19 protein-coding genes are annotated in these 20336 nt (G+C 60.9%); 15 read left to right on the top strand and 4 right to left on the bottom strand.

Annotated features, from left to right (window positions below):
• Window positions 1-152: 152 nt before the first annotated feature.
• On the top strand, window positions 153-1088 hold the full coding sequence (locus tag C6Y62_RS02010) for a uracil-DNA glycosylase (protein WP_173952587.1): 936 nt from the start codon (window positions 153-155) through the stop codon (window positions 1086-1088).
• Window positions 1089-1164: 76 nt separating this feature from the next.
• Window positions 1165-1707 carry a molybdenum cofactor biosynthesis protein B gene (gene moaB, locus C6Y62_RS02015; RefSeq protein ID WP_173952588.1) on the top strand — a complete coding sequence of 181 codons (543 nt, stop codon included), beginning with the start codon at window positions 1165-1167 and terminating at the stop codon, window positions 1705-1707.
• A 55-nt stretch (window positions 1708-1762) separates the two neighbouring features.
• Here moaB and C6Y62_RS02020 read toward each other — a convergent pair whose 3' ends face one another.
• Window positions 1763-2512 (bottom strand): hypothetical protein, encoded by a 750-nt coding sequence (locus C6Y62_RS02020; protein WP_173952589.1) that lies wholly within the window; start codon window positions 2510-2512, stop codon window positions 1763-1765.
• 979 nt (window positions 2513-3491) lie between these two features.
• On the opposite strand from C6Y62_RS02020, the gene C6Y62_RS02025 reads away from it, so the two are divergent.
• The 4 genes from C6Y62_RS02025 to C6Y62_RS02040 all read left to right on the top strand — a co-directional run bounded on the left by C6Y62_RS02025 (window position 3492) and on the right by C6Y62_RS02040 (window position 8161).
• Window positions 3492-4607: a PA0069 family radical SAM protein gene (locus tag C6Y62_RS02025; RefSeq protein WP_173952590.1), complete on the top strand. Its 1116-nt coding sequence runs from the start codon at window positions 3492-3494 to the stop codon at window positions 4605-4607.
• A gap of 68 nt (window positions 4608-4675) precedes the next feature.
• Window positions 4676-5332 carry a ribonuclease HII gene (locus C6Y62_RS02030; RefSeq protein WP_083509545.1) on the top strand — a complete coding sequence of 219 codons (657 nt, stop codon included), beginning with the start codon at window positions 4676-4678 and terminating at the stop codon, window positions 5330-5332.
• A 162-nt stretch (window positions 5333-5494) separates the two neighbouring features.
• On the top strand, window positions 5495-6622 hold the full coding sequence (locus C6Y62_RS02035) for a site-specific DNA-methyltransferase (RefSeq protein WP_276509934.1): 1128 nt from the start codon (window positions 5495-5497) through the stop codon (window positions 6620-6622).
• A 186-nt stretch (window positions 6623-6808) separates the two neighbouring features.
• Window positions 6809-8161, top strand: a complete 1353-nt coding sequence (locus C6Y62_RS02040) for a flavin-containing monooxygenase (RefSeq protein WP_173952591.1) — start codon at window positions 6809-6811, stop codon at window positions 8159-8161.
• A gap of 140 nt (window positions 8162-8301) precedes the next feature.
• Here C6Y62_RS02040 and C6Y62_RS02045 read toward each other — a convergent pair whose 3' ends face one another.
• The gene (locus C6Y62_RS02045) at window positions 8302-8574 is read right to left on the bottom strand and encodes a hypothetical protein (protein ID WP_068460868.1); all 273 of its coding nucleotides are present in this window, start codon (window positions 8572-8574) and stop codon (window positions 8302-8304) included.
• Window positions 8575-8763: 189 nt separating this feature from the next.
• Window positions 8764-9246 (bottom strand): GNAT family N-acetyltransferase, encoded by a 483-nt coding sequence (locus tag C6Y62_RS02050; protein WP_173953049.1) that lies wholly within the window; start codon window positions 9244-9246, stop codon window positions 8764-8766.
• A 96-nt stretch (window positions 9247-9342) separates the two neighbouring features.
• On the opposite strand from C6Y62_RS02050, the gene ku reads away from it, so the two are divergent.
• The 6 genes from ku (at window position 9343) to C6Y62_RS02080 (ending at window position 16792) form a co-directional block, all read left to right on the top strand.
• Window positions 9343-10248 (top strand): non-homologous end joining protein Ku, encoded by a 906-nt coding sequence (gene ku, locus C6Y62_RS02055; RefSeq protein WP_173952592.1) that lies wholly within the window; start codon window positions 9343-9345, stop codon window positions 10246-10248.
• 325 nt (window positions 10249-10573) lie between these two features.
• Entirely contained in the window at window positions 10574-10948 is a 375-nt protein-coding gene (locus C6Y62_RS02060; protein WP_068460873.1) for a septal ring lytic transglycosylase RlpA family protein, read from the top strand.
• Window positions 10949-11247: 299 nt separating this feature from the next.
• Entirely contained in the window at window positions 11248-12852 is a 1605-nt protein-coding gene (locus tag C6Y62_RS02065) for an EAL domain-containing protein (protein ID WP_173952593.1), read from the top strand.
• Window positions 12853-13166: 314 nt separating this feature from the next.
• Window positions 13167-15092, top strand: a complete 1926-nt coding sequence (locus C6Y62_RS02070; protein ID WP_173952594.1) for a hypothetical protein — start codon at window positions 13167-13169, stop codon at window positions 15090-15092.
• Between the two features lie 85 nt (window positions 15093-15177).
• On the top strand, window positions 15178-16404 hold the full coding sequence (locus tag C6Y62_RS02075) for an AAA family ATPase (protein WP_173952595.1): 1227 nt from the start codon (window positions 15178-15180) through the stop codon (window positions 16402-16404).
• Complete coding sequence (locus tag C6Y62_RS02080) at window positions 16352-16792, top strand: hypothetical protein (protein ID WP_173952596.1); 441 nt, start codon at window positions 16352-16354, stop codon at window positions 16790-16792. Before C6Y62_RS02075 ends, C6Y62_RS02080 begins: the two co-directional genes overlap by 53 nt.
• A gap of 65 nt (window positions 16793-16857) precedes the next feature.
• Here C6Y62_RS02080 and mutY read toward each other — a convergent pair whose 3' ends face one another.
• Window positions 16858-17901, bottom strand: coding sequence for an A/G-specific adenine glycosylase (gene mutY, locus C6Y62_RS02085; protein ID WP_246274331.1), 1044 nt, complete (start codon window positions 17899-17901; stop codon window positions 16858-16860).
• Between the two features lie 151 nt (window positions 17902-18052).
• Here mutY and C6Y62_RS02090 point away from each other — a divergent pair, with 151 nt between their 5' ends.
• The 3 genes from C6Y62_RS02090 to C6Y62_RS02100 all read left to right on the top strand — a co-directional run bounded on the left by C6Y62_RS02090 (window position 18053) and on the right by C6Y62_RS02100 (window position 20329).
• The gene (locus C6Y62_RS02090) at window positions 18053-18658 is read left to right on the top strand and encodes a DUF721 domain-containing protein (RefSeq protein ID WP_173952598.1); all 606 of its coding nucleotides are present in this window, start codon (window positions 18053-18055) and stop codon (window positions 18656-18658) included.
• A 199-nt stretch (window positions 18659-18857) separates the two neighbouring features.
• Window positions 18858-19511, top strand: coding sequence for a DsbA family protein (locus tag C6Y62_RS02095; RefSeq protein WP_173953050.1), 654 nt, complete (start codon window positions 18858-18860; stop codon window positions 19509-19511).
• A gap of 14 nt (window positions 19512-19525) precedes the next feature.
• The gene (locus C6Y62_RS02100) at window positions 19526-20329 is read left to right on the top strand and encodes a DsbA family protein (protein WP_173952599.1); all 804 of its coding nucleotides are present in this window, start codon (window positions 19526-19528) and stop codon (window positions 20327-20329) included.
• Window positions 20330-20336: the final 7 nt, after the last annotated feature.

Here is a 20336-nt window from a genome sequence, read left to right on the forward strand (position 1 = left end):
ACTTCTGCAAACTTCTAATGTCTCTAAGGTGGTCGTAGGTCCCTCTGCCCCGCAGCGTCAAGCGCCCCGGGGCCGCAATTTTCACAACACGCGGCTGCGAGGGAAAAGCTACAACGCTAGGAGAGCACGCTGCACCGCGATAAGGTAGCCCCATGAGCTCTGACAGCAATCGCGACATTGAGGCCCAGCGCGCCGCCGGACGCATCCTTGCGTGGTATGCGGCCATGGGCGTCGACGCAGCAATTTCTGACACCACTGTCGACTGGCTGGCGCGGGGTGAACAGGCCCCAGGACAAGGATTTAGGCTGCTCGCCGACGCTGGCCAAGCGCCTCAAGGCGCACAGGCTTTTTCCCAAGGGAACATTGCTGCCCGGGGGCCGGGTGCACCCGCGCGGCCGTTGCCTACCGGAGTGCCGCAGCGCCCGCCCTATGCCGGAGCTGCCGCCCCGGCACAGCCTGCGCGCCAGTTCTCGGTGCGCCCAGCAGCCGCACCCGCTGACGTCGCTCCGTTTGTCGATCTTGCGAATATCAACACGCTGGCCGATCTGGGCAGCGCCCTCGCATCGTTCGACGGCTGTGGATTAAAGGCGACCGCCAAGAACCTGTGCTTCTATCGCGGAGCAGAGCGCGCGCCGCTGATGATCATCGGTGAAGCGCCGGGCCGCGATGAAGATCTGGCCGGCAAGCCGTTCGTCGGCCGAGCAGGCCAGTTGCTCGACCGCATGCTGGCCGCCATCGACGTCGACGAAACAAACGTCCACATCACCAACATCGTCTATTGGCGCCCGCCGGGCAACCGCACACCGACACCGCAAGAGGCCATTGCCTGCCGCCCGTTCCTCGAAAAGCAGATTGCGCTCGTGGCTCCCAGGATCGTGCTCGCCCTCGGAGGCGCCGCAGCCAAGCAGCTGTTTGATGTTGCTGACGGCATCATGCGCCTGCGCGGCAAGTGGCGACCGTTCGCTGTCAGCGGCCAGGAATACAAATCCATGGCAACACTGCATCCAGCCTATCTGCTGCGCACTCCGGCTGCAAAAAACATGGCCTGGCGCGATTTGCTGAATGTGAAAGCTGCGTTGAAAAGCTGAACCTCGGGCCAGCGCAAGCTCCATCGCGCGTCCCACGCCCACCAACATCCAGCCGCCCAAGATCGGATGCCGCCGAATGTCCATTTCCAAAATCGACGAAAGCCTTGCCTTCCGGCCGTTGCGGATAGCGGTGCTCACTGTTTCCGACACCCGGGACCGGTCAACCGACCGCTCCGGCGACACGCTGGAAGCTCTGATCACGGAAGCAGGCCATCACCTTGGCCGGCGCGAAATCGTCACCGACGACATCACCGCTATTCGCGCTCAGGTCGAAGCGTGGATCGCCGACCCGGCCGTTGATGTCATCCTGACCACCGGCGGCACCGGCTTCACCGGACGCGACATCACCCCCGACGCGGTGAAGCCGCTGTTCGAAAAGGAAATCGAAGGATTTTCGGTGGTGTTCCACATGCTCTCGTTCCAGAGCGTGGGCACTTCGACCATTCAGTCCCGCGCCTGCGGCGGCACGGCGAATGGCACCTATATCTTCTGCCTGCCGGGCTCCCCTGGCGCCTGCAAGGATGCCTGGAACGGAATTTTGAAATGGCAGCTCGACAGCCGCCACAAGCCCTGCAATCTGGCCGACATCCAGCCCCGCCTGACGGAGCGAAAGGGCTGACAAGCTGCTGCTTTTGGTCGAGCCCGCCTGCCGGCTCACTTAAAGGGGCGGTAGCTCAGTAGCCCTTCGGCGCGCGCTCCATCGCTGCGGTTTCAAGCGCAGCGTTAGTGCTATCGAAAATTGCCACCGCAATCTGCCCAGCCACGACAAAGCACAGCCCGAACACGGCCGTGGGCACACCCACAAGAACGCCAATCGGCAGGCCCAATAGCGCCGGCATGGCAAGCTCAGCGACGAGATCGGCTACGCCGCCAACAAAACCTACAACGCCTGCGGCGATCATCATCCAGCCGACAGCGCTCAGCGTGTGCGCAACGATCCGTGCAAGCCTGAAACGCTCTTCAAAATAATCCACCTCGCCCTCAGCCTCGTTGCGGCGGCGCGAAACAATCTGCGGCAACGTAGCGGCGGCAGCTTCAGAGCGAAAGTCTGCAGATGTGTCGTTAGCGGGATTGGCGCGATTATTGTGCCCATGCTGACGAACCGGCGGCGGAGCAGGCGGCGTCTGAGCGCGCTCGCTGCGCTGGTTGTGTCCATGTTCGCTTGCAGGCGCGGCGTCACCGGATTGAGCGCTTGCACTTTCGCCGCCACCGTCGCGGCCATGCGTAACGCGCGCTTCGCCCCAACGCCATTCAGCGATGCGAAACAATCCTTCACGCGCTTCCTGCGCTTCAGGCGTGTTGCCGTGCTGCTCAACAAGATGACGATAGAACTGGAGGGCATAGTCCATCTTGCCCTCGGCTTCGGCACGCTTCGCAGCCTGCAAAACCTGTACGGAGGTGAATTGCACTTGTGTCTGCGCCATCACCGTTCCCCCTCGACACTAAACTCACACGCGATGCACCACTACCACTGTCAACCAGAATTGTCCGCCCACCCAGCGCGCGCAATTCCGGAAACCGACAAACGTAACTAACGCCGTTGCATGCAGCACGATCCGGCTGCGTTACTTGAAATTCTTCTAAGCTTTGCAGCGACCGATCTCGACGCTGCGCATCAGATTCAGGCGTCGATCACACAGCACCACAACGCACGGGTGACGCCTTGCGAACTCCATGCGCGGCATCGCTGCAACGTAAGATTTGCGACGGCTGTGCATGTTGGCCGCTTCACCCCGAAGCGCTGATCCGCCATCAGAGCATCGAAATCTCGCGGCGAAATTAGGACCAACAAAGGATTTCAACCGCCAATGCGCGCGGTCCGTCCGGCACACGCTGGGCACGTCAGCAGCGGCATGCGCCGTGCGCCTCGACGCTCCGCGACCGAGCCGCGCACGCAATGTGATCGCGCGCATATGTGGCGCCCAAGCGAAGCCGCATCAAGCAGCCGCTACGATTGTCAGAAGCACACGCACCGCCGCACGCTGGATTGGCTTAGATGGCCGCATTGGCCCCGGATATTGGGGCGCAGCTTCAGCTCTCACCGGAGCCCTCCGAATTGCAGATCAGCCAGATTACTGTAGGTCGCACCACTCATCTCTTCGTGGCTGAGCTTCGCCGCTAGGCCTGCGACGGAGTGGTGCGGAGCCGCGGCCAAGCCGAGCAGCCGATCCGGGCCTGCCATTCAGCTATGCTCGTTAGCGAAATCCAACCGCCGCCATTAATTCGAGGGCTCTGGCATCCCGGCCCCGTAATTTGCTCACCGCCGCCGCGAACTCAATCCGAATTGTTCCATTTTTGTTCTTGCTTTGTATGAGTCGCTACCATACCTTCCGGGTGGCGGCCGTTTGCGCCCAATACAGCGGCAGCAGAGGGCACCGTCCAGCCTGAACTCGGAGCATTTGCGTGCAACAGTTTCGCCGCCAGCCAAAGCCGGAAGCATCGCCCGGTGGCCTCGTTGATGAGGAACGCAGGCGCGGACGCGGCGCGCAGTCCAATCACACCGGCCGCTTCGAAACCGAACGGCGCGAGACGTTTGATGACGGCTGGGATGGCCTTGCGGAGCTGGACGCCTTCAAGACAACCGTTTTTGACGATCCCGCGCGCACCATCATCACCCGCAACGACAGCCCGGACATTTCATTCGATCGCTCCATCAACCCCTATCGCGGTTGCGAGCACGGCTGCATCTATTGCTTCGCCCGGCCAACCCACTGCTATCTCGGCCATTCAGCCGGGCTCGATTTTGAAACCAAGCTCTATGCGCGCACCAACGCAGCGCAACTGCTCGAGCGAGAACTCTCCAACCCGCGCTATCAGCCCGCCTGCATGGCGATCGGCACCAACACAGATCCCTATCAGCCGATCGAGCGCGAACGGCGCATAATGCGTTCGGTGCTGGAAGTGCTGGAGCGCACCAACCATCCGGTCGGCATCGTCACCAAGTCGGCGCTCATCACGCGCGACATCGATATCCTCGCCCGCATGGCGGAGCGCGGCCTGGCGCGGGCGGCGCTATCTATAACGACGCTCGATCCCAAGATTGCGCGCGCGATGGAGCCCCGCGCCCCGACGCCGCGCCGGCGGCTGGAAGCCGTGAAGCAGCTCGCTGCCGCAGGTATTCCCACAACGGTGATGGTCGCGCCGATCATTCCCGGCCTCACCGATCCGGAGATAGAAAGCATTCTGGAAGCCGCGCACGAGGCCGGAGCAACGCAGGCCGGATACGTCATGCTGCGGCTGCCGCTGGAAATCAGCACGCTGTTCCGCGAATGGCTGGCGTCGGAATTCCCTAACCGCGCCGACCGGGTCATGCATCTGCTGCAATCGATGCACGGCGGCCGCGATTACACCGCCGAATTCAGCATCCGCCAGCGCGGCACCGGCCCCTATGCCGATCAGATCGCGGCCCGCTTCCGTCTGGCGGTGCGACGCCTCGGCCTTAATGCCGAACGCAAGCAGCTGCGCACTGACCTGTTTCGCCACCCCGTGCTCAAAGGGCAACAAATGGCGCTATTCTGAGTGTTTTCCTCAGGCTATGAGCGGATGTGCTTTGACTCTGCAAGCTGGTGGGCCGAACTTCCCTCCCCATGGGGAACACTGCCGCCGAGCCAAAACTGCGCCCGACCTTCGAGCTGGAAGCTGCGGAGCTGCAATTACATGGCGGTCCGGTGGCCGGGGTTGACGAGGCCGGACGTGGTCCGCTGGCGGGGCCTGTGGTCGCCGCTGCGGTAATTCTCGATCCCGAGCGCATCCCTGACGGCATCAACGATTCCAAGGTGCTCGATCCCGATACGCGCGAATTCCTCTATGGCCGTATCCACGCCACTGCAATCGTCGGCGTTGGCATCGCCACCGTTGAGCAGATCGACAAGCTCAACATTCTGCACGCCACCATGTGGGCGATGGCACAGGCGGTGAAGCAGCTTCCGCAACGGCCAAAGCTTGCGGTGATCGACGGCAATCGCGCGCCGACGCTCAACTGCCAGTCTCGCACCGTTGTAAAGGGCGATGCGCGATGCCTGTCGATTGCGGCTGCCTCGATCGTCGCCAAGGTCACGCGCGATCGATTGATGGTGCAGCTCGCGTCACAACATCCGGGCTACGGCTTCGAGCGTCACAAGGGCTACGGCACCGCCGAGCATCAGGATGCCATCAAGCGTCTTGGCGTCACCATCCATCACCGCCGCTCGTTCCGCACAGTGCAACTCGCGCTCGGCCTGCTGGAAGACGAGGAAGTTGTATAGATTCCGAAACGACTCCAAGCGCTTGATCCGACTCGCCTTCACCATTTCGCCTGCATCGGCAACAGATAAATTGCTGGCCAAGCGCAACTTTCCACAGTTAGAATCCAGCCAGTTCCGGCCGCTGCCGGGTGTGCTGTTCCCCTTACGTGAGAGTTGCGTTTCATGGTTATGCGTCGTTCGTCCAAGGCCGCTTCGGCCAATCGCATCATCGTCGGTGATTGCATTGCTGCCCTGAAGAAGCTTCCCGACGCTTCCGTCGACCTCGTCTTCGCCGACCCACCCTACAATCTGCAGCTCGCCAGCGATCTGATGCGCCCGAACAATACGCGCGTCGATGGCGTCGATAACGAGTGGGACAAGTTCGACAGCTTCGCCGTTTACGATCGCTTCTCGAATGCCTGGCTGGCCGAGTGCCGCCGCGTGCTGAAGCCCGACGGCGCAATCTGGGTGATCGGCTCCTATCACAACATCTTCCGCCTCGGCGTCAGCCTGCAGGATCTCGGCTTCTGGATTCAGAACGACGTGATCTGGCGCAAGGTGAACCCGATGCCGAATTTCCGCGGCAAGCGCTTCACCAACGCGCACGAGACGCTCATCTGGGCCACGCGCGACCAGCGTTCGCGCGCGACATTCAACTATGAAAGCCTGAAGGCGCTGAACGACGACCTGCAGATGCGCTCCGACTGGCTCATCCCCATCTGCTCCGGACCGGAGCGGCTGAAGGACGACGGCGGCCGCAAGGCGCACCCGACGCAGAAGCCGGAGGCGCTGCTGCAGCGCGTGCTGCTGGCAACGAGCAAGCCGGGCGACGTGGTGCTTGATCCGTTCTTCGGCACCGGCACAACCGGCGCGGTGGCAAAGCAGCTTGGCCGCAGCTTCATCGGCATCGAGCGCGACCCCGATTATGCCAAGGCCGCCGAAGAGCGCATTGCCCGCGTCACGCCTCTGCCTCTGACCGCGCTGGAAACGGTGCGCAGCAAGCGCGCTGAACCGCGCGTGCCTTTTGGTCAGATCGTAGAAATGAAACTGCTAACGCCGGGCGCAACGCTGCTCGACTCGCGCAAGCGCATCAAGGCTGAGGTGAAGGCCGACGGCACGCTCGCCTGGGGCGGCAATCAGGGCTCGATTCACCGTCTTGGCGCCATTGCGCAGGGCAAAAGTGCTTGCAATGGCTGGACTTACTGGCACTTCGAAGCGGAAGGCAAGTTGAAGCCGATCGATCTTCTGCGCGAAGAAGCAAAGCGCCAGCTTGGGCTTAGCAGCACTCCCACCCTGGTTGCTGCCGAGTAAGTCAGCAAACGTACCATTCTTGCGACAATTGCGCCGGGGCAGACCTCCCGGCGCATAGCGCAGGCCGCAGTTGCCGGATGTTGTCAACTGCCGAGATGTTAGTTGAATCTCGCCGCAGTAGACGACTGCGCTGCACGGGTCTAATCCAGTTCTGTTCATATCGTTATGAATGAATGGGGCGGGTGAATGCGTCGTATTTCGCTGAGAACCGATCGCCTGCTTGTCATCGGTGCAGGCCCGGTAGGTCTGGCGATGGCGGATGCGCTGAAGCAGCGCGGCGTTGCCTTCGACCTGATTGACGCCAGCGACGGCGTCGGTGGCCTATGGCGCCACGGCGTCTATCAAGGCGTACACATCGTTTCATCAAAAAAATCGACCGCGTACACGCACTATCCGATGCCGGCGCATTATCCGGATTTTCCCAGCAGCACGCAGGTTCTGCGCTATCTGGAAAACTTTGCGCACGATCGCGATCTCGGCCCACACATTGAATTGCAGCGCAAGGTGGTGCGCGCCCAGCCGCTCGCCGACGAAAGCTGGCAGGTACGTTTTGATGACGGCGAGGAACGCACCTATCGCGGCATCGTCGTGTGCAACGGCCACCACTGGGATCGGCGCATGCCGCGTTACCCGGGCCGCTTCACCGGTGGGTTCATCCATTCCGCTGATTACCGCGAACCCAAACAGCTTCAGGGCCAACGCGTGCTGGCGATCGGCGGCGGCAACTCCGGCTGCGATATTGCGTGCGAAGCCGCTCGCGTCGGCGCTTCATGCGACTGGAGCCTGCGCTCGGGCTATTGGTTCCTGCCCAAAACCGCATTCGGGCGCCCGCTGACCGATCTGCCGATCTGGAACCTGCCGGTCTTGATGCAGCGCATCATCCTGCGCGCGCTCATCTCTGTCTTCATCGGCGACTATCGTCGTTACGGATTGCAGAAGCCCGACCACAAGCTGTTCGAACGTCACCCGGCTTTCGGCACCGATGTGTTGAACTATCTGCGCCAGGGCCGCATTCGCCCGCGCGCAGATATTGCGCGGTTTTCCGGCACGCGCGTGCATTTCACCGATGGCAGCGTGGGCGAATATGATCTCGTCGTCGCCGCCACCGGCTTCAACAATTCCATCCCGTTCCTGCCGAAGGGGCTGGTCGCCATGGAAAATAACGTCCCGCAGCTTTACGGCGGCGCCTTCTCCCACGCGGTCAAAAACCTCTACGTCATCGGCGCGGCCCAGCCGCGTAACGGCTTCGGAAGCCTTGTCGCGCCGGCCGCAAAGCTGTTCGCCGAACTGATCGAGATGCAAGACGAGATCGAGCTGCCGATCGGTTACGTCCTGAAGGAGCAGGGCATGCGCCTGCCGACCACGCCGCTGATCGATCCGGGCGCGGCACGACGCGAAATCCATCTGGCCAACTGGACGCTCTGGATGTTCAAGAAGCAGGCGCAAAAAATCGCCGAGACTAAGCCCCGGCCACCGTTCGATCCGTCGTTGTATGAGTTTGTGGGGGACGAAAACGGCCCCGTCGCCGTGAACCAATAGGCGTTGCTGGCCACTCGCAGCCATTGGCTGGGCTCACCGCAGCCAGCCGCCTTACGCGACGCCAACCTGGAACAGCAAGAGCCGGCCCGCGCGAAACGGACCGGCCTCGATAATTCTATGCAGCTAAGGCGTAGCGCAGCCTACTGGCGACGGACGCGCTCACGATAGGGTGCATCCGAGGGGCGCACCTCACCGGTACGCTCGCGGTAGGCGAGGCCCGGATAGTACGGATAAGCATAGCCCTTGTAGTAGAAGAAATAGGGGCCCTGGTAATCCTGGGGCAGGCGGCGCCATTTCACCTCACCGGACGGGGTCCGGTAAAATTCGGCGCGAGCATCCGACTGGGGGACCGTGAAAACGGCCAAAGCGGCGAATGCCGCCAGAGCGAGAGCGAACGTGATCCGCATGGTCATCCTCGTATCAGCAATAGAGGACTACGGAACACAACCTCCCCCCGCGCCTCATTTTGGGAAAGTAACAACCCTTGCTTAACTAAGGGTGACTGCAATGCAACGCCCGCCGATCAATGCGAATCGGATCGGCCGTCGCATTTGGCGCTTTCCAGGCTGAGCCTACGCCCGCCACCGCAGAACCGCCGGCATTTAAAGCCACCGGAACATCACCAATGCATCGACATAGCCCGCGGCCGGATGGTGAAACGCCTCCGGCAACCGGCCAACCTCCAGAATGCCCAGCGAACGCCAGAGATGGACGGCTGGCGCATTGGCCTCAACGACGAAATTGAACTGAACCGCCCTGAAGCCCCCGGCGCGGGCAGCATCCAAAGAATGCTCGGCCATTTTCCGCGCAATCCCCTGGCCTCGGTGCGCCCCTGAGGTTGCATAGCCGCAATTGGCCACGTGCGCGCCGCCGCCCGCCTGGTTGGCGCGCAGATAATAGGTGCCGACGATCTCACCGTCCTTCTCGACCACGAACGTCCGACGATCGGCGCCGGTCCAATAGGCCAGAGCCTCCCGCTCCGGCATGTCGCGAGGCAGCGCGTAGGTCTCGCCCGCGCGGATGATCGGCTCCAGAACACGCCACGCCCCCGGCGCATCCCCTTCGACGAAGGGGCGGATCAACAGATCAGGGCGCTGCACGGCATCGATCGGGACGGAACCTTTTTCTCATCATTGACGTCATAAGGTGGAGGCCACCACCTTGAGTTTGCGGAGTAGACGATGGCCGCGCGTGCATATTGGAAGGGCTTCCTGCGGCTATCGCTGGTGTCGATAGCCGTTGAAATTTACAACGCGGTCGAGAGCAAATCCGAGATCTCGTTCCGGCAAATCCACAAGCCCTCCGGCAAGCGCGTCAATTACACCAAGACGGTGCAGGGCGTTGGCGAAATCCAGAACGCCGACATCGTGAAAGGCTATGAGGTCGACGCGGATACTTACGTCGTGCTCGATCCGGACGAGATCGACGCCGTAAAACTTGAAAGCAAAAAGACGATAGACCTCGTCAAATTCGTCGACAGTTCAGAAATCGACCCGCGCTTTTTTGAGCGGCCATATTACATCGCCCCCGCTGATCAGCATGCCGCCGAAGGCTATGTCGTCATTCGAGATGCGCTGCGGAAGACCGAAAAGACCGGCCTGGCTCAGCTCACCATCGGCGGGCGCGAATGGCTCGTGGCTATCTCGGCGCTGGAAGACGGGCTGCTGATGGAAATGCTGCGCTATGCAGATGAGTTAAAAGAGGCGCCCCAGTTTTTCGCCGAAGTGCCCGACATCAAGCCTGACAAGGAAATGATCGACCTGGCGATTGAACTCATCGGCCGTAAATCCGGCACGTTCAAACCCAAGGAATTTGAAAACCATTACGCGGCGGCCCTGCGTGAGTTGATCAACAAAAAGCTCAAAGGCCAGAAGATCGTGGCCCCGCATGAGGAGCCGCCGCCTGGCAGCGCGAAGGTCATCGATCTGATGTCGGCGCTGCGCAAATCAATCGGCGAGGGCGGCTCTGCCAAAGGCCGCGGCGGTGGTGGTGAAAGTTCGCCGAAAGCCAAGACATCGGCCCGATCGACGCCGGCCCGGCGTGCTGCATCGACTACCACCAAACGCACGACCAAAAAGCGAGCCTGAGCCTCTGCAGCGCTCGGATCGCATTCAATCGCACGGAGCAATCCGCCGTGTTCGATCCCGCGAAGCGCAGCTTCAAACGCGCGTCGGAACAGTGCTCAAATCGGGTGAAAGCCGAAAATTGCTTCGCCAAGAGAGTTAATACGTCGCGACAAAACGCATCCGCTGATCACCGCGTAAAATTGAAAGCTTACATGTAATACGGGCAACTAGAGGTTTAATGAAAAGTATATTGCAGCAAGTTGCATTTCTTTGATTGGCGCAACCATTCCCCTGCCCAGTTGTTCATGCAAAAGAGCCTCCCGTCGAAGCAACCCCGGGAGGTCCCATGCAAGCTCTATTTTCTGGATTGATTGCAATTGCTACAGCCGTCGCCCTGCTGCCGGCCTCGAACGCCAACGCGCAGACCGGCATCGCATCACACTATTCCAACCTGAAAGTGACCGCGAGCGGTCGCTCCTACAGCGCCGGTGATATGGTCGCTGCACACCGCAGCCTGCCGTTTGGCACCAAGCTGCGCGTGAAGAATGTCCGCAACGGCCGTTCCGTGGTCGTGACCATCGTGGACCGTGGCCCGTTCATCAAGGGTCGCATCATCGATCTCTCCAAGGGCGCTGCTAACGCGCTTGGCTTCTCGGGCCTGCAGAAGGTCCACCTCTCGGTTGTCAAGAAGGGCGACGGACGCCGCGGCGTTCGCCACTAAGCTTCTGTCTGGCCGCGCGCAACGCGTGCCCTTCAGCAAATGCCCGGGCCGTGATCGCGATCATCAACCCGACACAGCGCATTTGCTGAGACAGATGCCCTTGACCGAGCAACGCCCTTCGGCTTCCCCCGCCGGAGGGCGTTTTCATTTTGAAGCATGTTTTAGCGGTCAGACGACGAACAATTGGATTACCTGCGCAACCGGCGAAATAGTTTTGACAGCCATACATAATATTCACAGTTTATCAGGCACTATGACGGCTCAACCCGCTGCGCTGCAACAAACAAAAACAAGCCGCCATGTCTGCGATCGCACGCGCCCTCGTTTCCGGGCACCATCAACGACTGCTCCGCTTTCTGCTGTGGTGTGGCATCTTCGGTGCCATGCTGCTGGTCGGTTATGGTTTTATCCTGTGGCAGGTGTCGAGCCTGATGCACCAGCGGCAGCAGGAAGAGTTACAGCGCACGTCGGCGGTGCACCAAAACGCGATACGCACATTGCGTTTGCTGAACGACAACGTGACCGGCATTCCGTGTTCGCAGCAATTCCGCATGCAAATGCTGCGCGTTGCATTCCTGCCGGATGGCCTGAATGAATTCCTCTATGCGCCCGATGGGCGCGTTCAGTGTTCAACCAGCCAGATTGCTTTCAATCCGCCAATCTCCCTGGGACAGACCGATGTCGTTATTCCCGGCCCCAACCATATAAGCTGGCGCATTCAACGAAACCTGGAACCGATAGGGCTATCAGGCGCGATCGGAAGCATCGCTCAACTCGGCAACTACGCCGTAGCCATCCCACCCTATGCGAAAAAGGCTCAGGATCTGCCCTGGCTGAAATCGGAACTTGTGGCTGTCTCCGCAGATAAAAGTTGGCACCTGGCCGGCAAGCGGGGTCTTTACGCCGGCTTCAAAGATCCAAAACCGCAGACCTGGAACGCCCGCCTGAGTACGCTGTCGTCCGAAACCTGCGACGAATACGGACTGCATTGCGTGGCCTCGAAGGCAGACCTGTTCGGTTGGGCCAACAGCGCCATCACCATTCTCGCTTCCACCGTGGTCCTGACGGCGCTGTTCGCATGGATACTGGCGAACAATATTCTTTCCTGGCTGCGTAACTACTGGTCGTTCGAAGCGCGCTTTCTGCGCTGCCTGAATGCTGAAACGATCGCCGCTCTATACCAGCCGATCATCGATCTGAAGTCCGACAAGATCACCGCAATTGAAGTTCTGGCCCGCTGGAAGGACGTCGATGACACGCTTGTCAGCCCGGCGAAGTTCATCGACATCGTTGCCAAATCAGGCCGCACCGCAGAATTCACGCAACTGATCGCGGACCGCGCCTTTGACGAACTCATGCGCGAGCCGTTGAGCGACGATGTGCTGGAGATCAACTTCAACGTTTTCGCCTGCGACTTCGATTGCCAACGCATATTGAAGATCTTCAGCAAGTTTCTTGAGCAATCCGACCGTTTCTGCCTCGCCATCGAACTGATCGAGTTCCACGAGATCGATTTCGACAAGGCTCAGGCCACTATCGAGGCACTCTCCGCTCACGGTGTAAGAACCTACATCGATGACTTCGGCACCGGTTATTCCAGCATTGAAAGGGTGGCGCGGCTTGCCGTTGATGGCGTGAAGCTTGACCGCTCGTTCGCCATGTCACCGCCCGACAGCATCATGGGGCGCATGCTGGTGCAGGTGATCGAGATGGTGAAGCTCTCCGACCGCTCGATCATCGTTGAAGGCGTCGAAACCCAGGCAAGGCTGGAACTGCTGCGCTCAACGGGAATGGTTGAATTCGTCCAGGGTTACGGCATCTCGCCGCCGGTCAACATCGCTGCCATGCGCAAGCTGCTGGCCGACGACAATCCAATCTGGAAACGGAAAGCACGGGCGGCCTGACAGCTCCGCCCCAGCTACCGGCACCCGACAAGCACATTTCCCGCATATCAGCCATTTCAGGAACGGCGCACCGCACTGACGCTTGATTAAAGCGGATAACCCACCTGCTCCGCGCCTCAGCTCAAGGCTGCGCCTTTATTTCAGCCAAACTTTCGCCACTATGGCCGATGGACAGCCATCGGAAGATTGCGGGGGAGGCTGAAATGGCTTTCAAGTTTCAGGGTCGGTGCCAGATTCAGGCTTTGCGCCAGCTCCAGGTTTGGTGCCAACGGTCGCGTTATCGCTCCGCTCCACATAATCCGAGCAGGGCCAGTGTGATCGCGACGTTGTCATTCGCAATCGCCACTCTGCTAGCCGCTGTCCCAGCGACAGCGGAAACTGCGAACGGCCATTGCGAAGATGTAGGCGTCGCCGTGCTGGCGTCACCGCACGCGCCATGGAAAGGCGCTCCACTCCGCGTCCTGTTCTCCACTGAAGCGCCGCTGCAGGGCGAGCTGTCGCTCATCGCCCCCAATGGCAAGGTGGCCGCGAAATCCGACGCACGCCTCGGTGGCCCGCCATACGTCTGGTTTGCTGAGGTCCCCGCTCCGGCGGCAGGCGAATGGAAAGCAAAGCTGCTGCGCACCAACGTCGAGGGCGACTGTTCGACCATCATTCATCCGATCACCGTGCGGGCCAAGGCCAGCGCGTCACCACGCCAGACACAGGACAGCGTCTGGCCTATCCGCGCCGCATGGGATCGTCCGACCGAAAACCTCTATTCCGCCTGGATCGAGAAGCTGTTCGATGCGCCGCTCGACGAGCAGCCGTCGTGGAAGGCGCTGCATGACGTGCTGCGCGACCGCCAGCGCAACGTGTTGTTCGACCATCTCGGCCTGCGCGAAGACCAGCAGAAGCTTTTCATCCGCCCCGATTGCGCCGACCTGCCCTACTTCCTGCGCGCCTACTTTGCTTTCAAGCTTGGTCTGCCATTCGGCTATGCAAAATGCAATCGCGGTGGTGGCGGCAAGGCACCGCAATGCCACGCGTGGTGGAACATCAAGAACGAAGAACCGCCGCCGGAGCCGCCCGCACCGAAAACTCCGCCGCCTGCAGCCGACTTCTTCTCGCTGTTCACCGGATCGACGCCGAAAAAGCCTGAGCAAGTGAAGCAATCACTGCGTCCACCGGGGCTGGTACCGTCGTTCGGCTACTATCTGCGCACAACCGTCGCCAACGGCGTTCATTCCGGCTCCGGCCGCACAGCGAACACCGACGACCGCACCGATTACTATCCGGTGCCCCTGAAGGAAGACACGCTGCGTCCCGGCACGGTTTACGCCGACCCATACGGACATCTGCTCGTCATCACCAAGCGCGTGCCGCAAACCGAAGACGGCGCGGGTGTGTTCCTGGCAGTAGACGGCCAGCCGGACGGAACCATTGCGCGCAAACGCTTCTGGCGCGGCAACTTCCTGTTCGCACAAGACCCCGCCCTCGGCAGCCCCGGCTTCAAGCGTTTCCGTCCGGTCGTCATGTCGCGCGATGGCACCCTGCGCCGTCTGACGAACAAGGAAATTGCTGCGCACGCTGACTATGGCGATTTCTCGCTTGAGCAATCCGATCTTGATCTCGAAGCCTTTTACGACCGCATGGACGAGTTGATGTCGCCACGGCCGCTCGATCCGCTGCGCGCCATGCAGGAGGCGATCACGGCGCTCGACGAGCAGGTCAACGCGCGCGTTACGTCGGTTGAGAACGGGCGCAAATATCAGGTGGGCGGCGGCCGCGAGGTGGCGATGCCGGATGGGGCTTCGATCTTCGAGACCACCGGACCGTGGGAAGACTTCGCCACCCCGTCGCGCGATCTGCGGTTGCTGATCGCGATCGATGTCGTGCGCAAATTCCCCGAGCGCGTGGCCCGGCGTCCGGAGCGTTACGCCATGCCGGCCGGTAAAACCGCGGCCGATGTGAAAGCCGAGCTTGAAAATGTACTGGCGACGGAGCTGAAGGCGCGCAGTTTCACTTATACGCGCACCGATGGCTCGCCGTGGAAGCTGACGCTGCAGGATGTGGTGGAGCGCACGCCGAATCTGGAGATGGCTTACAACATCAACGACTGCGTGGAACTGCGTTGGGGCGCATCGGCGGACAGCGACGAAGCCGCCACCTGCAAGCGCCGCGCACCCGGAACGCAGCGCCAGAAAATGACCGAATACCGCGAGTGGTTCTCCGAGCGCCGCCGCCCACCAAGGGGTTAATATACGTTAACAAAGTAGTTGCGCCGAGCACAACTGCGCGGCATCCTCGGCCTCATATTACGCGTAAGAGTAATGGGGTGGCGTTGTGCTGGGGGATTTGACCTCGCTCGTAACCGAGCTCACGATTTTTGGCGCAATATTCGCCGCGCTCGGAACTGGAGTTACGATTTTTCTTGGGGGCATGCGCCTTGGAAAAAACCTGTCGCAAAAGTCGATAGACGAAAAGCTTGAGCAGGCTGCGGAAGCTGCCTTGCAAGACAAGCAGCGCGCAGATGCGCTGGAGACGCACTTCCAGCAGGTTCAGGATGTTTTGGACGGGTCAGTCAATATCTGGCTGCGTCCAACAAGCCATGATGTTGGCCAGCACTACAAACAGCTGCACAAGAGCATTCCGATTCTCACCGTCGCAAATTTCAAGGGCGGTGTTGGAAAAACCACCGTCTCCGCCAATCTCGCAGCTTACTTTGAGCTCCATCTCAACAAGCGCGTTTTGCTGATCGATTTCGACTATCAGGGATCGTTGACCGAAATCCTCATGGCAGCCTCCAAGCAGGCGAAGCTAGAGGCTTCCGCAATAGGCCTGATCTCAGGGCAGCATGCGCCAGAAGCGGTTTTGGCGAAGTCGTACAGCCTGCATCCAGAGCTGCCACAGAGCCGATTCTTCCCGTGCTTCTATGGCTTCAACAAAGTAGAAAATCAGGTTTTGCTGCGCTGGCTCACCCAGCCTAACGCCCCTGAAATACGCTTCAACACGCACAACTATCTGTCTGATCCGATCGTTCAACGGAACTTCGACGTTGTGATTATCGACGCCGCTCCGCGATTGATGACAGCTACCATCAATGCAGCTTGCGCCAGCACACATGTTCTTATTCCGACGATGCTGGACGGCCTGTGCACCAACGCCACAATCAATACATTGGGCGTATTCCATGAGCTGAAGGCCGAGCTTAATCCTGCTCTGGAGATAGTCGGAGTGCTCCCTACCTTCGTCGCACAATCTCAGCGGCTTTCCGCAAACGAAACCGAAGCGCTGGAGCAATTACGCCAGTTGATACCATCGTACTGGAAAAAGGCACCCTTCCCCGAAATCATCTCGGATGCCTGGATTTGCAGGAAGGCTGCAATTTCGAGAATTGCCGGCAATGGCCTCGCTTTCAGTACCGATAATGACGTGCGCGACATGTTCATCGCACTCGGCGACAAGATAAGTGCAAGGATCTTCCCCAATGAAGATAGGCCAACTCCGGATGCTGGTATTGGATACGCTGCAAGCGTCACGCCGATCGCTTCCGCGCGCCGAAGAGGATGATCTCAGAGCGTTTTTAAATTCTATTGCCGAGTTTGATGACCACGATCTGACAGCAGTTCTTGAGGCGCTCAAAAAAGCAAAGCCGAAAACCAAGGCTGCAAAGAATGGAACTCCAAAAGCGCCGAAAAAACCAGCAAACTTGGATGAAGCGGCTGTCATCAAATACGTACAAGAACTGCGCAGCGCTCAGACGCCTGAAGCTGTCGCGGCCATTTTGCAAAACATGAAGTCGGTCAAGGTGCCTGAGACCAAGGCCATCGCCAACAGGTTCCGCGGCTTCGAGGCAAAGTTCCGCAGTGGTAAGGAAGCGTTGGCAGCTATCGAAGCCTGGGCTCTCACCGACATGCGGGCTCAGAGCCGCAAGGGAAAAATCGGCGAAATATTCTGACCGGGCTCGTCGCCGAACACAGAGCGCCGCCGCCCACCAAGGGGTTAGCAATCGACGGTACGGCGCTAGTTCTCGCTCAGGGCGTGGGCGATGATCTTGCGCATGACGCTGGGCAGTGCGGCGGCGTGCAGATCGCGGCGCGCGACCCACTGGCAGCGGTCGGGCTCGGCCCAGAACGTCAGCGACGCATCGGCAGGAACAAGCGCGCGGAAAACAATCACCTCCAGCCGGAAGTGCGTGAACACGTGCACCACTGTGCCCGGCACCTCCCACCAGTCGCCGCGCACCGGCGCTGAACGCAACGCATCCTTGCGCGGCGGCAGCTCATCTCCCCAGGCCGGCCCCGGCACCTCCAGCATGCCGCCCAGCAATCCAGCTTCTGGGCGACGGCGCAGCAACACGCGGCCATCCTCGCTCAGCGCCACGAAGGCGAAACCGACGCGATTGGGCCGCTCGGCCTTGCCCAGTTTCATCGGCAGCGTCTCGGCCATGCCGTGCGCGGCAGCGGCACAATCGCTCTGCACGGGACAAACGAGGCACGACGGCCGGCGCGGCGTGCAGATGCCCGCGCCCAGATCCATCATCGCCTGTGCGAAATCACCCGCGCGCCGATCCGGTGTCAGCGTGGCAGCAAGGCGCTTCAGCTCTGTCTTGGCGGTTGGCAGCGGCTGGCGCACCGAGAACAGCCGCGCCACGACGCGCTCCACGTTGCCGTCGACCGGCGTTGCAGCTTCGCCGAAGGCAATCGCAGCGATGGCGTTGGCGGTGTAAGGGCCGATGCCCGGCAGCTTCTGAAGTTCCCCAACCGTTGAAGGGAACTTGCCGCCAAACTGCTCGACTACCGCGATGGCGCACTTATGCAGGTTGCGCGCGCGGCTGTAGTAGCCAAGGCCGGCCCACGCCGCGAGCACGTCGTCAAGCGGCGCGGCGGCCAGAGCCTTCACCGTCGGCCAACGGTGGAGAAAACGCTGATAGTAGGGGATGACCGCCTTCACGGTGGTCTGTTGCAGCATAATTTCGCTTAGCCATACCCGATAGGGATTGGCACGCTTTCCCGGCGCTACGCGCCAGGGCAGCTCCCGCCGCTCCTCGTCGTACCAGGCAAGCAACGCGTCCACCGTGTCCGGCCCAGCGGGCCTAAGCGGAAGTTGCTTTCGCGCAACAGCAGTCAAGGGGATGTTCTCCCGGCGCCGGCGAATCGATGACCTTGATGGTAAGCATCGCATAGCGGGCTGCAAACGTTCTAAGGTGACAATCCCCATGGCTAGCAACGCCACGTTGCCACGCTCCCGGCCGATGATGCGCTCGACTACCCAGCGCAATCCGGCAGCGCCGACCGGCTCATATCAGCCGATGCGCTCGTCGCGCGACTACATCTCGGCCCGCGCAGTTGGCGCTTTCGTGCCCAAGCTGACCCACAAAGCCTTTGAAAAATATGGCTTTGCTGCCGCCACCCTCATTCTGGAATGGGCCACGATCGTCGGTCGCGACGTTGCCGCCTATACCGCGCCGGAGCGCCTGAAGTGGCCGCGTGGCGTCGACTACTCTGATCCCGATGAAACCGCTTCCAGCCGCCCTGGGGGCACACTGATCCTGCGTGTAGACCCTGCCCGGGCGCTCGACATTCAGTACAAGGGCCAACAGCTTATCGAGCGCATCAACGCCCATTTCGGCTATCGCGCCGTGGCCGAGCTGCGCATCCTGCAGGCCCCACTGCCGGAGCGGGAGGACGCCTCCGCTACCCTGCCCCCAGCCCAGCCCGTACCGGCGCCGGAACTGGCCGATATTGCCGACGAACACCTGCGGCAAGCCCTGACCCGACTGAAAACCGGCCTGATGGGCCGCCCCCAAAAGCCGCTGAGCTAGCTTTGCTTAAGCGCGGCTTAAGCTTGACCGGCTTGGAGCAAAGGCCGTTTTGCCTTATTCCATCGCTCTATAGCGTGCTAACCCGGCCCTATCGAAAAGATTGACGGCATGGGCGGTGCGCCAACAAACAACGCCCAATAATTCCTACTCCCAAGGAGCCATGCACGTGTCCGCATCCAAGATTTCATCCGGCCGCTATATGATCGCTCGGCGTGCCGTGCTCACCGCCGCCTGCGCCACCGCGCTTGGCGCTGCCCTTGCCCTGCCGCTTGCCGCCCAGTCGCGCGGTCCGAGCGAAGTTCCGGTCGCGGAACTCATGAAGCCGGTCGGCCTGCCGGATCTGGCTATCGGTCCCGATGACGCCAAGGTGACGGTTGTCGAATACGCCTCCATGACCTGCGGTCACTGCGCCACCTTCACCAACAACGTCTGGCCGGACTTCAAGAAGAAGTACATCGACACCGGCAAGGTGCGTTACGTGTTCCGCGAATTCCCGCTCGACAATCTGGCTGCTGCCGCATCGATGCTGGCCCGCTGCGCCGGCAACGACAAGGCGCTGCCGATGATCGAAGTGCTGTTCGAGAAGCAGAACGAGTGGGCATTCGGCGAAGGCAACCCCGTACCGCGCCTGTTCGAGATCGCCAAGCAGGCCGGTTTCACGCAGGAATCGTTCGACAAGTGTCTGACCGATCAGAAACTGCTGGACGACATCACCGCCGGCCGCACGCGCGCTTCGGAAGTGTTCGGAGTTTCGGCCACGCCGACGTTCTACGTCAACGGTAAGAAGCTTGAGGGCGGCAACACGATGGACAAGTTCGACGCCGCCATCGAACCGCTGCTCGAAAAGAACTGAGCATCGCACCCGTGATGAAATCAGCCGCACTCGCCGCCGCATTGCTGTTGTCCGCCTTGGTCGCGGGATGCGGCGGTAGCGCGCTGACCAGCACAGCATCGTTGTCGCCGGAGCAGACCACAGCCGACGACAACAGCCCCTTCCCGACCGCTGAGGATGTTGCCTCCAGCGGACCGGAGCGGTTCCATCCGTTCGCTGATCCGACCGCCAAGCCGTCAGGCGGTCGCGAGGTCATCAAGGACCCAACGATCGAAGATGTGATGCTGACCGGCTCGCTGCCGGAAATGTCGATCGGCCGGGCCGATGCGCCGGTGACGATTGTCGAATACGCCTCGCTCACCTGCCAGCACTGCCGCCACTTCCACCTGAACACGTTTCCGCAGCTGAAGCGCGAATATATCGACACCGGCAAGGTGCGCCTGATCCTGCGCGAGTTCCCGATCGGCAAGACCTCGGGCAACGCCACCATCGCGCTGCGCTGCGCCCCACCGGATAAATATCTGGCGTTGCATGGAAAATTTCTTGAGCAACAATCCAGTTGGGTCTCGCAGGAAGTGCGCCTCGACCCCATATTCAAGGTTGCAGCTCAGGTGGGGATGACGCGCGACCAGTTTGATGCGTGCCTGAAGAATCAAGCCATGATCAATGGGCTCAAGTGGGTGAAGGACCGCGGGCGCAAGCTTGGCGTTATCGGCACCCCCAACTTCTTCGTCGGCAACCGGCTCGTAAAGAAAGAGCTGACGATGGAAGACATCCGGGCGATGGTCGACCCGCAGCTTGCAGGCCAGACCGCGTCGGCGACCACCGTCCCGAACTGAGCAACGG

Origin of the sequence: Hyphomicrobium sulfonivorans (assembly GCF_013306565.1) — a bacterium.
Lineage (GTDB): Bacteria > Pseudomonadota > Alphaproteobacteria > Rhizobiales > Hyphomicrobiaceae > Hyphomicrobium_A > Hyphomicrobium_A sulfonivorans.

Excerpts from the sequence above, each read along its gene's own strand:
- C6Y62_RS02010 (WP_173952587.1), top strand. The coding sequence starts at position 153 with ATGAGCTCTGACAGCAATCGCGACATTGAGGCCCAGCGCGCCGCCGGA.
- moaB (WP_173952588.1), top strand. The coding sequence starts at position 1,165 with ATGTCCATTTCCAAAATCGACGAAAGCCTTGCCTTCCGGCCGTTGCGG.
- C6Y62_RS02020 (WP_173952589.1), bottom strand. The coding sequence starts at position 2,512 with ATGGCGCAGACACAAGTGCAATTCACCTCCGTACAGGTTTTGCAGGCT.
- C6Y62_RS02030 (WP_083509545.1), top strand. The coding sequence starts at position 4,676 with ATGGGGAACACTGCCGCCGAGCCAAAACTGCGCCCGACCTTCGAGCTG.
- C6Y62_RS02035 (WP_276509934.1), top strand. The coding sequence starts at position 5,495 with ATGGTTATGCGTCGTTCGTCCAAGGCCGCTTCGGCCAATCGCATCATC.
- C6Y62_RS02040 (WP_173952591.1), top strand. The coding sequence starts at position 6,809 with ATGCGTCGTATTTCGCTGAGAACCGATCGCCTGCTTGTCATCGGTGCA.
- C6Y62_RS02045 (WP_068460868.1), bottom strand. The coding sequence starts at position 8,574 with ATGACCATGCGGATCACGTTCGCTCTCGCTCTGGCGGCATTCGCCGCT.
- ku (WP_173952592.1), top strand. The coding sequence starts at position 9,343 with ATGGCCGCGCGTGCATATTGGAAGGGCTTCCTGCGGCTATCGCTGGTG.
- C6Y62_RS02060 (WP_068460873.1), top strand. The coding sequence starts at position 10,574 with ATGCAAGCTCTATTTTCTGGATTGATTGCAATTGCTACAGCCGTCGCC.
- C6Y62_RS02065 (WP_173952593.1), top strand. The coding sequence starts at position 11,248 with ATGTCTGCGATCGCACGCGCCCTCGTTTCCGGGCACCATCAACGACTG.
- C6Y62_RS02090 (WP_173952598.1), top strand. The coding sequence starts at position 18,053 with ATGGCTAGCAACGCCACGTTGCCACGCTCCCGGCCGATGATGCGCTCG.
- C6Y62_RS02095 (WP_173953050.1), top strand. The coding sequence starts at position 18,858 with ATGATCGCTCGGCGTGCCGTGCTCACCGCCGCCTGCGCCACCGCGCTT.
- C6Y62_RS02100 (WP_173952599.1), top strand. The coding sequence starts at position 19,526 with ATGAAATCAGCCGCACTCGCCGCCGCATTGCTGTTGTCCGCCTTGGTC.